The 12,918-nt window shown below is 71.3% G+C and carries 8 protein-coding genes; 5 read left to right on the top strand and 3 right to left on the bottom strand.

The genetic code is table 11. The features are described from left to right. Positions 1-1,411 (top strand): ATP-binding protein (locus HKK72_RS28765; protein ID WP_187237572.1); only part of this gene is annotated, 1,411 nt, incomplete at its 5' end. A 471-nt stretch (positions 1,412-1,882) separates the two neighbouring features. Here the strand turns inward: HKK72_RS28765 and HKK72_RS28760 are convergent. Further along, the gene (locus tag HKK72_RS28760) at positions 1,883-6,691 is read right to left on the bottom strand and encodes a DEAD/DEAH box helicase (RefSeq protein WP_187237571.1); all 4,809 of its coding nucleotides are present in this window, start codon (positions 6,689-6,691) and stop codon (positions 1,883-1,885) included. Between the two features lie 74 nt (positions 6,692-6,765). Further along, the gene (locus HKK72_RS28755) at positions 6,766-7,344 is read right to left on the bottom strand and encodes a hypothetical protein (RefSeq protein WP_187237570.1); all 579 of its coding nucleotides are present in this window, start codon (positions 7,342-7,344) and stop codon (positions 6,766-6,768) included. Positions 7,345-7,461: 117 nt separating this feature from the next. Here HKK72_RS28755 and HKK72_RS28750 point away from each other — a divergent pair, with 117 nt between their 5' ends. After that, the gene (locus HKK72_RS28750) at positions 7,462-7,656 is read left to right on the top strand and encodes a DUF3046 domain-containing protein (RefSeq protein ID WP_187237569.1); all 195 of its coding nucleotides are present in this window, start codon (positions 7,462-7,464) and stop codon (positions 7,654-7,656) included. Positions 7,657-7,725: 69 nt separating this feature from the next. Here the strand turns inward: HKK72_RS28750 and HKK72_RS28745 are convergent, their stop codons facing one another. Continuing rightward, positions 7,726-8,589, bottom strand: a complete 864-nt coding sequence (locus HKK72_RS28745) for an ATP-grasp domain-containing protein (protein WP_187237568.1) — start codon at positions 8,587-8,589, stop codon at positions 7,726-7,728. A gap of 257 nt (positions 8,590-8,846) precedes the next feature. On the opposite strand from HKK72_RS28745, the gene recA reads away from it, so the two are divergent. The 3 genes from recA to rny all read left to right on the top strand — a co-directional run bounded on the left by recA (position 8,847) and on the right by rny (position 12,774). Next, the gene (recA, locus tag HKK72_RS28740) at positions 8,847-9,956 is read left to right on the top strand and encodes a recombinase RecA (RefSeq protein WP_187237567.1); all 1,110 of its coding nucleotides are present in this window, start codon (positions 8,847-8,849) and stop codon (positions 9,954-9,956) included. A 180-nt stretch (positions 9,957-10,136) separates the two neighbouring features. Then, a complete protein-coding gene (recX, locus tag HKK72_RS28735; protein WP_187237573.1) occupies positions 10,137-10,730 on the top strand; it encodes a recombination regulator RecX in 594 nt (197 codons plus the stop codon). Positions 10,731-11,211: 481 nt separating this feature from the next. Further along, the gene (gene rny, locus HKK72_RS28730) at positions 11,212-12,774 is read left to right on the top strand and encodes a ribonuclease Y (RefSeq protein WP_410050351.1); all 1,563 of its coding nucleotides are present in this window, start codon (positions 11,212-11,214) and stop codon (positions 12,772-12,774) included. The last annotated feature ends 144 nt before the right edge of the window (positions 12,775-12,918 follow it).

The raw sequence follows: 12,918 nt of genomic DNA, 5'->3' as shown, positions 1-12,918 counted from the left end.
CGGACGTGACCGCGAGCTCGCTCTCCTCGACAGGATGCTCCAGCGGGTCCAGCGAGGTGGGCGGGCGGGACGGCCGGGCCGTGCCGTACTGATGCGCGGCCGCCGCCGCGTGGGCAAGTCCAGGCTGGTCGAGGAGTTCGTCGACCGGGCAGCCGTACCGCACGTGTTCTTCACCGCGTCCGCGCAACCTGGGCTCGAGACCGACCTGCGGCTGTTCACCGAGGCGATACTGGCGTCCGACCTGCCGGCCGCGGAACTGCTCCGTGACCAGACGCCGCAGACCTGGGACGCCGCACTGCGACTACTGGCGGGCGCCCTGCCGGCCGACCGGCCCAGCGTCGTCGTGCTCGATGAGATGCCGTACCTCATCGCCACCGATCCCGGCTTTGAGGGGACACTCCAGAAGATCTTCGACCGGGAGCTGTCCAGGCATCCCGTCCTGCTGATCTGCGTCGGCTCGGATCTGGCGATGATGGAGGCGCTCAACGAGTACGGCCGTCCCTTCCACCAGCGCGCGACCGAGATGGTGGTGCCCGCACTGAGCCCGGCGGACGCTGCCGACATGCTGCGGCTGCCGCCTGTAGAGGCGTTCGACGCCCATCTCGTCTCCGGCGGTCTGCCGTTGATCCTCGACGAGTGGCCGAGTGGCCTGCCCGTCCTGGACTATCTGGCCGGTGCCGTCACCGACCCCACCTCGGCGCTGCTGGTCAGCGGCGAGCGAGCACTGGCGGCGGAGTTCCCGGGGGAGTCTCACGCACGTCTCGTGCTCGGGGCGATCGGGTCGGGGGAGTGCACCTTCTCGCGTATCGCACGGGCCGCCGGTGCGATGCCCCAGGCGTCGTTGACCCGGGCGCTGCGGCTTCTGACCGACAAACGGGTCATCGAGTCCGCGGCGCCGTTGTCGCCCCGGCCGTCTCGGGAGACGAGATACTCCATCGCCGATCCCCACCTGCGCTTCTGGCTGTCGTTTCTCGGACCGCACCTGCCGGAGATCGAACGTGGCCGGGGAGACCTGGCGCTGGGCCGGATACGGGCGTCATGGGCGACCTGGCGCGGGCGGGCCGTCGAGCCGGTCATCCGCGAGGCGCTGCGCCGCCTGCCGGACACTCTTCCAGAGGGCACCGGCGCCGTCGGCGGGTACTGGACCCGTACCAATGACCCCGAGATCGACATCGTCGGAGCCGACCGCGCGCCGATCGCAAAGAAGATCACCTGTCTGGGCTCGATCAAGTGGCTGGAGAACCGGGCGTTCGACGGTCACGACCTCGCACGGCTCATCGTCCACCGCGCCAAGATGCCCGGCGCCGGCGAATCCACGCCACTGCTCGCAGTGGCCCGCAGCGGCGTCACCGCCGGCGGAGTACAGGCCCTGGGCCCTGATGAGCTCCTCACCGCCTGGCGGAACCGCTAGGGGCCGTCACGAGGAGGCCTCGGGTCTCCGCTTCGGCTCAGGCCCGGCCGGTCACGACTTCGAGTCGGCCGTGGCGGCGAGCTCAGTCTCGGCGCGCCTCGGATCGTGCTGAAGGCGGTCGCGCAGTGTCCGGGTGATCACGAGCCTTCTGCGCCGCTGCGCGATGGCCCATCGTGCCGTGGGTGTCATACCGTTCCCCGTTCTCGTCGCGGGCGAGCCCGCTGAACCCCGTATGTCTCAGAGTCCCCGAACATGTGGTTGGTTCACATCAGCCACGCGGAGGATTCTCGGTCAGACCTTGGTCTGAGACAGAGCGGCCGGCCCGGTTGGAGTGCTCCGCCCGGACCAGGACGGGCCACCGTATCCCCGGAGTCGCACGTCCACTGATGGACAACGTAGGAGGCGCCACCGACAGTCCGGCGTCGAGCTGTGACCTGCGACGCAGGACGGCGGGCATGTCCATCCGGCGGCTCAGGCGCGCAGGCGCAGGCCACGGGGTGTCGGGTGGAACCCGGCGGACTCGAGCGCGTCGGCGAGGGGCGAATCGATGATCGCTTCCCCGTCGGCGCGTTCGACGGTCAGCTTGCCGAGCGCGCCCTCCCGTACGGCCAGGGCCAGCGCGTCGACCGCGGGTTGCAGCTCACCGGGAGCGTCGGCCCACGACAGCAGGGTGCGCCCGCCGCGCTCCACGTATAGCACCAGCCGGCCCTCTACGAGCACGACCAGGGCTCCCGCCTTACGGCCCGGCTTGTGCCCGGCGATGCCCTCGCCCCGCTCCGGCCACGGCAGCGCGGCGCCATAGGGGTTCGCGGGGTCGGCGGCGGCGAGCACGACGGCGCGGAGGGCGCCGTGCGCCCCGTCCGAACGCATGGCGCGAAGCCGGTCGACCGCGCCCGGCAGCGCGAACTGCGCCGCGCCCAGGCCCTCGACGAAGTAGCCGCGCCGGCAGCGGCCGCTCTCCTCGAAGGCGCGCAGGACCGGGTACACGGCGGCGAACCCGCCGGGCGTCCGGTCGGCCGTCACGGCTCCGCGGATCACGATGCCGGAACGGTCGAGCAGCGTCTCGGCGAGGGCGTGCGAACGCCGCGTCGAGTCGGTCTCGCGGGCGGGCAGCAGCCACCAGCGGCCGGCCACGGTCGGCGGACCGGTGCGCGAGGGCATGACCGGACGGCCCCGCCGGGTGGCCCGCGGACGGTGCGCCGGCCGCCCGGACCCGAGCGTGGCCCGGAGGGCCGCCAGGGTGTCGTTGGTGAGGTGGCCGGCCCACACGAGGTCCCACAGCACGGAGACGAGTTCCTGGTCGGCCGGCCGGACGGCGGCCTCGTCGCGCTCCCGCACGAGGCTGCCGACCCGGTCGGAGAGGGAACGGAAGAACATCGCGCCGCCGTCGCCGAGGGCCGCCAGCACCGCCTCGTGCACGGGGGTCAGCGTGATCTCGGCGGGTTCGGTCATGAGGAGCGGCGCCGTGTCGGCGAGGTAGAGCGACAGCCAGCCGTCCCCGCCGGGCAGCCCGCCCTGACCGGCCCAGATCACCTCACCGGCGGAGGTCAGCTCGTCGAGGAGCGCGGGCGAGTAGCCCGGCACCCGCGCGGGCAGCACCAGCGACTCCAGCGCGGAGGCGGGGATGGCCGCGCCCTGAAGCTGCTCGATCGCCTGGACGAGTGCGTCGATGCCCCTGAGCCGGCCGGTGCCGATCCCGTGCCAGGCCGGGAGGAAGCGCGCGAGCGCCTCGGGAGGCGACGGCTCGACCTCGGCGCGCAGCCGGGCCAGCGACCGCCGGCGCAGCATCCGCAGCACCCCCGCGTCGCACCACTCGGTGCCGGCCGGCCCGCCGAGCGGCGTCCCGGCAGTGCGAGAGCCGAGCACCGCGATCGGCAGGAACTCGCCTTCGACCACCCGGCCGGTGACCGCGAGCCTGCGGAGGGTCTCGGTGACCACGGCGCCGCCGATGCCGAAGCGCATGGCCGCGTCGGCGGCGGGGAACGGCCCGTGAGTGCGGGCATAGCGGCTGAGCAGGTCCCCCATCGGGTCGTCGACCGGTTCGAGGAACGCCTCGGGGATCCCGACCGGCAGCGGTACGCCCAGCGCGTCACGGAGCCGCCCGGCGTCCTCTATCGCCGCCCACTGCTCGACCCCGCCGATCCGTACCCGGATCGCCCGGCGGGTCTCCTCGAGCCCGGCCAGCCACCGGCCCGCCCGGGGACTGGCCGCGTCCGCCGCCCGAGCGATGTCGGGCGCGCCGCCCGGAGCCACGTCGGGCACACCGCCGGTTTCGCCGCCCGGTCCGCCGGGCGCCGCACCGGGCTCGACGGGCCGGCATCGCGCGGCCACCTCGTCGGTGGTGAGGGGGCCGAGCCCGCTCAGAAGATCGGCGACGCCCTCGAGATCGCGTGCGCGCCGGTCGTCGGTGAGCCGCTGCAGCTCCAAGGCCGCCTCGACGACGACGTCGGGGTCGAGCAGCTCGCGCAGATCGGCCTGGCCGAGCAGCTCGGCCAGCAGCGTGGAGTCTAGGGCGAGGGCCTGGGCCCGCCGTTCGGCCAGCGGGGAGTCGCCCTCGTACATGAACGCGCCGATGTAGCGGAACAGCAGCGATCTGGCGTAGGGCGACGGGGCCGGTGTCTCGACCTCGACCAGGCGCGCCTTGCGGCCAGCGAGGTCGCGCATCAGCAGGACGAGGCCGGGAACGTCGAAGACGTCCTGCAGGCACTCGCGAACCGTCTCGAGCACGATCGGGAACGAGGCGTACCTGCTCGCGACCGCCAGCAGCTGCGCTGCGCGCTGCCGCTGTTGCCACAGCGGCATCCGCTTGCCCGGCCGGTTGCGGGGCAGCAGGAGCGAGCGAGCCGCGCACTCGCGGAATCGGGCGGCGAACAGCGCCGACGTGCCGAGCTCGTCGACGACGATGCGCTCGAGTTCGTCGGGGTCGAACAGCGCCAGGTCGGCGGGCGGCGGTTCCTCGGTGTCGGGCACGCGCAGCACGATGCCGTCGTCGGCGTGCATGGCCTGGGCGTCGACTCCGTAGCGCTCGCGCAGCCGTGCCGAGATCGCGAGGGCCCATGGCGCGTGAACGCGCGCGCCGAAGGGCGAGTGCACGACGAGCCGCCAGTCGCCGAGCTCATCGCGGAACCGCTCGACGACCAGGGTGCGGTCGTCGGGGACGTAACCCGTCGCCTCGCGCTGCTCGGCCAGGTAGGAGAGCAGGTTGCGGGCCGCCCACTCGTCCAGGCCCGCGGCGCGCACCCGGTCGCGTGCCTCGTCCGGAGCCATTCCGGCGAGCTCGCGGCTGAACGCGCCGAGGGCGCGGCCCAGCTCGGCGGGGCGGCCCGCCGCGTCGCCGTGCCAGAACGGCAGCTTGCCCGGCTGCCCAGGAGCGGGCGAGACCAGCACGCGATCGGGGGTGATGTCCTCGATCCGCCACGAGCTGGCGCCCAGCACGAACACGTCGCCGACGCGGGACTCGTACACCATTTCCTCGTCGAGCTCGCCGACGCGCGAGCTCTTCTCGCCCACCAGGAAGACTCCGAACAGGCCGCGGTCGGGAATGGTGCCGCCGCTGGTCACCGCCAAGCGCTGGGCTCCCGGGCGGTCGCGCAGCACGCCGGCCACCCGGTCCCACACGACCCGCGGGCGCAGCTCGCCGAACTCGTCGCTCGGGTAGCGCCCGGCGAGCATGTCGAGCGTCGCCTCCAGCACAGATCTCGGCAGCGCCGAGAACGGCGCCGCCCGCCGCACCAGCGTCTCGAGATCGTCGACCGCCCACTCGTCCATCGCCACCATCGCGACGATCTGCTGGGCGAGCACGTCGAGCGGGTTGCGCGGATAATGCAGCTCCTCGATGGCGCCCGCCTTCATGCGCTCGGCCACGACGGCCGTCTGCACCAGGTCGCCCCGGTACTTCGGGAAGATCACGCCTTTGGACACCGCCCCGACCTGGTGCCCGGCCCGGCCCACCCGCTGCAGGCCGCCGGCCACCGACGGCGGCGACTCGACCTGCACGACCAGGTCGACCGCGCCCATGTCGATGCCCAGCTCCAGGCTGGAGGTGGCCACCACCGCGGGCAGCCGCCCCTGCTTGAGGGCGTCCTCGATGCCGGCCCGCTCCTCTTTGGAGACCGAGCCGTGGTGTGCTCTGGCGATCTCGGTCGGCGCGCCCTTGGCCGCGCCGGCCTGCGCCATCACCTCCGCCGGGCTCCGCCGCACCGACAGCGGGTCTGCGGCGTCGGGCTCCGTGGTCTCCCACAAGGCGGCGTCGGGCTGATCCACGCCGTACGCGCGCTCGTAGGCGAGCTCGTTGAGCCGCCCGCACAGCCGCTCGGCCAGCCGCCGTGAGTTGGCGAACACGATGGTGGAGCGATGGGCCTCGATCAGATCGAGCACCTTGTCCTCGACGTGCGGCCAGATCGACCGGTCGCGCGGATCGGCGACGCCCGAGTCGTCGACGAACTGCCCCATCTCGGCCATGTCCTCCAGGGGGACCACGACGTCGAGCTCGAACCGCTTCTCGTACGGGGGCTGGACGACGGTCGCCGGCCTGCGGCCGCCGAGGAAGGCCGCCACCTCGTCGACCGGGCGCACCGTCGCGGACAGACCGATCCGCTGTGCGGGGCGGTCGAGGAGGGCGTCGAGCCGCTCCAGGGACAGCGCCAAGTGCGAGCCGCGCTTGGTGCCGGCGACCGCGTGAACCTCATCGATGATCACGGTCTCGACGCCGCGCAGCGCCTCGCGGGCCTGTGAGGTCAGCAACAGGAACAGGGACTCGGGCGTTGTGATCATGATGTCCGGAGGCTTGGACGCGAGCCGCCGGCGCTCGTCGGCAGGGGTGTCGCCGGATCGGATGCCGACCCGCACGTCGGGCTCGGGCAGCCCCAGCCGCCGGGACGCCTGCCGGATGCCGGTCAGCGGTGCGCGCAGGTTGCGCTCCACGTCCACGGCGAGCGCCTTCAGCGGCGACACGTACAGGACCCGGCACCGTCGCCTGGGGTCCTCGGCCGCCGGGCGCGCTCCGGGATCGCCGCCCTCGCGGGGACCTGGCCGGCCGTCACCTCGGTCGCCCGCGTCGCGCTCGGCCGGGTGGCCGAACGTCAGCCGGTCGAGCGACCACAGGAAGGCCGCGAGGGTCTTGCCGGACCCGGTCGGCGCCACGACGAGCGTGTTGTCACCTTGCGCGATCGACTCCCATGCCCCGGCCTGCGCCGCCGTGGGCTCGGCGAACGCCCCGCTGAACCACGCCCGCGTGGCCGGGGAGAAGCGTTCGAGCACGTCGCCGCTCACGGCACCCATCCTGCCCGGTGCCACTGACAGAACGAGCCGGTGTGGTGCGCATCACCCCGCCGGCCGTGCGCGGGTCCTGAGCGTCAGCTGATGCGACCTCGGCGGATCTTGCGCAAGTGGGCGATCTCGCGCCGATGCGTCCGGCGGCTCTGGATCAGCCGGACCCGATCGATCCGCTGCCGCCTGTTGCCCGCCCCGCCGCGCAGCAAGATCCACAGCACCACGACGGGGGCGGCCACGGGCACCAGGGCCAGCACCTGGGCCTTGCCCAGCCGCATCCACGGGTTGCCCTGGAGCGTCCATGCCTCATCGGCGTCGGCATCCGACAGCACCGCGGGGAGATGGACGGGCACGGTCGGCCCGCCGTGGGCCCCGGTCTCGCCGAGCAGCTCCGGCCCTCCGTTCACGCGGATCTCGGATCTCGAGACGCGGCCGTCCGCCGATGTGAAGTCGCCGGTGCAGTACGTGTTGATCAGATGTGATCCGCAATCGGTCACGGTGACGGTCCCCTGGATGCCCTGACCGTGCACGGCGCGGTAGCCGGTCATCCGGTGCCGTACGTCGATGAACAGGAACAGCGCGCACACCAGGAAGATCACGGCGCAGAAGTTCAGCAGGCCGCTCAGTGAGATCGCTCCGCTGTCCGGGCGGGTACGTGCCATGGAAACCTCCTGATCGCAGAGTCGCACGTCGAAACGGGACATTCCGTGCCGGATGACACAGATGCGCGCGGAGCGCCACTGCCTGGATGGACGCAAGTGCGGGGTAGCGTTGACGGGGTGCGGTTGACGAATTTCTGGGACCGGATGAAACAGCAGTTCGGCGACACCTACGCGGAGAGCGTCGCGAAGGACTACGTCCTCGCCGAGCTCGGCGGGCGAACGGTCGATCAGGCCCTGGCCGACGGCGAGTCGGCCAAACGGGTCTGGGGGGCCGTCTGCGCCACCTTCGACGTTCCCGACCGGTTGCGCTGAGCGTGCCCGATGGCGGCGCCGAGCCGGTCAGGTCAGGTCGGTCAGGTCAGGTCGGTCAGGTCAGGTCGGTCAGGTCGGATCGGGCAGGTGCACGTACAGGTCGGCGGGATCGGCGCTCGTCGGCAGATCGCTGACCTGGCCGTCGCCCACCTCCACGACGCGCCACCGGCCGTCGGCGTCCCGGGCCAGGTCCGTGGTGATGAACCTGCATCCGAACGTGCGCACGGCGGGCCGTACCGTCTCCAGGACGGGCTCCGGGTAGGTCTCCGGCGTGTCCGGGTGCGGGCCGACCAGCACCGGCTCGCCGTCGACCCACCAGATCCGCGCCTCGTCGCCTTCGTACCGCTCGTACTCGCGGACCACGACCCCGCCGGCGAGGAAGCCGTCCTGGAGCTCGACCATCCTGGCGACGATCCGGTGGAGCCCGCGGATGTCGCGTACGTCGGGGACGAAACAGGCCTCGTGCCATTCGCGCTTGCGCGATTTCACGTAGTCCTTGACGACGGCGGGGCCGTCGGCCAGCGGTCGTACGAGCTCGCGGAGCAGATCCTCGGCGGGGGGCGTGCCGGGGGACAGGGGCAGCCAGACGCTCTGCGGGGTGAGGCCGGCGAAGGTGTCGTGCCAGCCCGGCAGCTCATGGGCGCGCCGGTAGTCCTCGGGCAGGGTGAGGAGGGTCGTCCCGCGGTCCTTGAGGGCCTTGGCGAGCGCGGTGTACTCCGCGGTGGTCACCATCCAGCCGCGATACCACGCGGGCCCGAGGTCCTTCGGTACGCGCCGCACGGCCGCGGCCGGGTCGCCCTGCTGGAGCGCGTCGTGGTCGATGAGGGCCACCGTGCCGCCGCCGGCGTTCACCGTCGCCGCCTCGCGGGAGAAGTGCGAATCGGCGCGCCTGGGGTTCAGGGGGTCTGCGCAGAAGAGAACTGTCAGCGTCATGATGGGCCCCGGTGGATCGCCTGAAGGCGCCAGCGTACGGGGCGGTGGCGGGGTGGCGCACGGGGATTCTCGGACAAATCGGCGTGTTGAGCGCTGATCGAACTTGTGTTCGGTAGGCTGAGCTCCGACGTGCGACGTTATCCGCGGCGTTATCCACAGGTGCGGCAGGGACTCGAAACTGTCGGCGGGCCCCCGTAACGTCGCCTCCGACAACGACAGGCTACGACCCCGACCGGGGATAAGGGCAGGGACAACTCATGGCAGCAAACGACCGGGAGAAGGCTCTCGAGACCGCGCTCGCCCAGATCGAGCGTCAGTTCGGCAAGGGCTCAGTGATGCGCCTCGGCGATGAGGGGCGGGTCCCGGTCGAGGTGATCCCGACCGGCTCGATCTCCCTTGACGTCGCTCTGGGCATCGGCGGCCTCCCGCGCGGCCGGGTGATCGAGATCTACGGGCCGGAAGGTTCCGGGAAGACCTCGATCGCGTTGCACGCGGTCGCCAACGCCCAGAAGAAGGGCGGTATCGCCGCGTTCGTCGACGCCGAGCACGCGCTCGACCCGGAGTACGCGAAGAGGCTCGGCGTCGACACCGACGCACTCCTCGTCTCCCAGCCCGACACGGGTGAGCAGGCGCTGGAGATCACCGACATGCTGATCCGCTCGGGCGCGATCGACATCGTCGTCATCGACTCGGTGGCGGCTCTCGTGCCGCGCGCCGAGATCGAGGGCGAGATGGGCGACTCCCACGTCGGACTCCAGGCGCGGCTGATGTCCCAGGCGCTGCGCAAGCTCACCGGCGCCATCAGCTCGACCAGGACGACCTGCATCTTCATCAACCAGCTCCGCGAGAAGATCGGCGTGATGTTCGGCTCACCCGAGACGACCACCGGTGGGCGGGCGCTGAAGTTCTACGCGTCGGTGCGGCTGGACGTCCGGCGGATCGAGACGCTCAAGGACGGCACCGAGCCGGTGGGCAACCGGGTGCGGGTCAAGGTCGTGAAGAACAAGATGGCACCCCCCTTCCGGGTGGCCGACATGGACCTCATCTACGGCCATGGCTTCAGCAAGGAGGGCGGGCTCATCGACCTGGGCGTCGAGCAGGGCTTCGTCCGCAAGTCGGGTGCCTGGTACACCTACGAGGGCGACCAGCTCGGGCAGGGCAAGGAGAACGCCCGGAACTTCCTGAAGTCCAACCCCGACATGGCCGACGAGATCGAAAAGAAGATCAAGGAGAAGCTCGGGGTGGGTCCGCAGCTGGACAAGGAGGCTGACGCGCCCGTGGGCGCTGCGGCGGCGAGCGCCCCTCCGGCTCCGGCGACACCCGCTCGGCGTGGCGGCGGTAAGGCCGCGAAGCCGGGTGATTCCTGACGGGAATTCATCCGACCGGGGTGACTATTGACGAAGTGTGAGCGATGATCAGTCCTGATGGGCGGCGGCGCCGTACCTCGCGATGGAGATTCACAGGCTCGGCCCGCGTTGGCCGGCCGGTGAAACTGCGACGCGGGAGTCCTTCCCCGGCGGTGCCGCCGCCTCTACCGCGAGACCGTGATGACCGCCGACCGGTCTCGTAGCCGGGGCCGTCGCTCGCCCCGGGGCCGGGCCGCCGAGGATCCCGCGTCCACCCGTGACCCGGCGCCGGTGAATCCCGAGTCGGCCGCCCGCGAGATCTGCCTGCGGCTGCTCACCATGGCTCCCCGCACCCGGGCTCAGCTCGCGGACGCGCTCAAGCGTCGTGGCGTACCGGACGAGGTCGCCGACGACGTTCTCAGCCGTTTCGCCGAGGTCGGGCTGATCGACGACAGGGCCTTCGCCGAGGCGTGGGTGCAGTCGAGGCACGCCGGCCGCGGGCTCGCCCGGCGTGCCCTCGCCGCCGAGCTCAGGCGCCGTGGGGTGGCCGACGAAACCGTCGACGAGGCGGTGTCGGCCCTCGACCCCCGTCAGGAGGAGAACGCGGCCAGGGAACTCGTGGCCAGGCGGCTCGCCGCGACCCGCGGGCACGACCCGGCCAAACGGACCCGCCGCCTCCTCGGTGTGCTGGCTCGCAAGGGCTACTCTCCCGGCCTGTCCTATCGCGTCGTCAAAGAGGCCCTCGAAGCCGAAGGTCTCGATCTCGAAGACCTCCCACCCGTCATGGACGAGTAGCCCGACACGCCCGGCTGCCAAAGTGATCTTGAGCGGGCTCCTGATCCGCTCTGCCGCCGGTCGGCTTCGTAACGTGGCCGGTAGAACCCTTGTTGGATCTTTGACAACAGGTAAGGATCCCCTGACGAGATCATGGGGTTTAGTCCGGATTGCCGACGCTTTGCTTGCTCATTACCTGCTCGCCGCTTACCGTTACGGCAGTGAGGAGTTACTCCGCGCACTGCGGATTGCCATACGACTGAGCATGTTCGAGCGGCTGAAAGGCTTACGAGACACGACTTCGGCCCGATACGGCCGATGGGCAGGTTCCTGCGGATTCCGCTGTGCGGCCGGATTCCGGGCGATGGCGCTTGCCCGGCGCTCCTGCGTCGGCGCGGTGGTGAGCTGACAGGCGTGCGTGTGACCCCTCGCGTTGTCAGGCTCCCCGAGCCCCCTGTGGAGCCGGCGCCGAGGAAAGGGGTCTGCCGCCATGGAGAGCGTCCTGCTGGGTGTGGCGCTACTGATCACCCTCGCCGCTCTTCTGATCGTTCTGTTGCGCCGACCTCATGTGGACAAGGGGCCGTCGGAAGAGGAGCTGGGTGCGCTCCAGCGCGAGGCGGACGAGCTGCGGGCCAAGGCCATCGCCGACGCCAAGGAGATCCTGCACGACGCCGAGACGCGGGCTCAGGAGGTCGCCAGTTCGACCCGCACCCGGCTCGAGGATGAGGGCAAGGCTCTCAAAGAGGATCTGAAGTCGCTCCGGGACGATCTGGAGCGCAGGGAGACCCGGCTGGCCGAGCGGGAGCAGCGGCTGGACGACGAGGTCCGCCGGCTGGAGGAACGGGCCCGCAGGCTCTCCGAGATCAAGGGCTCCCTCGAGGTTCGCGGGGCGGAACTGGACCGGCTCGACGAGGAGCGGCGTCAGGTGCTGGAACAGGCCGCCGGCCTCACCGCCGATCAGGCCAAGGCGGAGCTGGTCGCCGCCATCGGGAACCAGGCCAAGCGCGAGGCCGCGCTCATCACCCGGGAGATCGAGAGCAGCGCCCGCGAGGAGGGCGACAAGCGGGCACGCAAGATCGTGACACTGGCGATCCAGCGGGTCGCGAGTGAACAGACCGCCGAGTCGGTGGTGTCGGTCCTGCACCTGCCGAGCGATGAGATGAAGGGCCGGATCATAGGTCGTGAGGGGCGGAACATCCGCGCGTTCGAGACCACCACCGGCGTCAACCTGATCATTGACGACACGCCTGAGGCGGTGCTGCTCAGCTGCTTCGACCCGGTGCGCCGTGAGGTCGGCCGGCTGACGTTGGAGAAGCTGGTGCTCGACGGCCGCATCCATCCGCTGCGGATCGAGGAGATCTACGAGCGCAGCAAGTCCGACGTCGAGCAGCTCTGTGTCCGTGCCGGAGAGGACGCCCTGGTCGAGCTCGGCATCACGGACATGCATCCGGAGCTGACCGCTCTGCTCGGCCAGTTGCGTTACCGCACCTCGTACGGCCAGAACGTTCTGAAGCATCTGATCGAGTCCGCCCATATCGCCGGCATCATGGCCGCGGAGTTGCGCCTGCCCTCTCCGCTGCTGAAGAGGTGCACGCTGCTGCACGACATCGGCAAGGCGCTCACCCACGAGGTGGAGGGCAGTCACGCGCTGATCGGCGCTGAGATCGCCCGCCGGTACGGCGAGGACGAGGAGGTCGTCCACGCCATCGAGGCGCACCACAACGAGGTCGAGGTCCGCACCGTCGAGGCCGTGCTGACGCAGGCGGCCGACGCGATCAGCGGTGGTCGCCCGGGCGCCCGGCGGGAGTCGCTGGAGGCCTATGTCAAGCGGCTCGAGCGGCTGGAGCAGATCGCCAAGAACAATCACGAAGGCGTCGAGAAGGTCTACGCGATGCAGGCGGGCCGCGAGATCCGGGTCATGGTGAAGCCCGACTCGGTCGATGACATCCAGGCCCAGGTCATCGCCAGGGACATCGCCAAGCAGGTCGAGGACGAGCTCACCTACCCGGGACAGATCCGCGTCACCGTCGTACGGGAGTCGCGGGCCACCGAGTTCGCCCGCTGACCGCGCATGCCCGTGGCCGGCCGCCATCGCATCGAGGCGCGCTCGGCAGCACGCGATGGAAGGGGCGCAGCCCGCCCTGGACGGGGTGCATCGCCACGTCGTGGGCGGCCGGCGCGCGTCGGCTCGTCCGCCGTGATCGTTCCC

This window comes from Actinomadura sp. HBU206391, assembly GCF_014323665.1.
Taxonomy (GTDB): domain Bacteria; phylum Actinomycetota; class Actinomycetes; order Streptosporangiales; family Streptosporangiaceae; genus Actinomadura_C.
The sequence above is the reverse complement of the archived record's forward strand: the minus strand, read 5'-3'. Positions and strand labels throughout refer to the sequence as shown.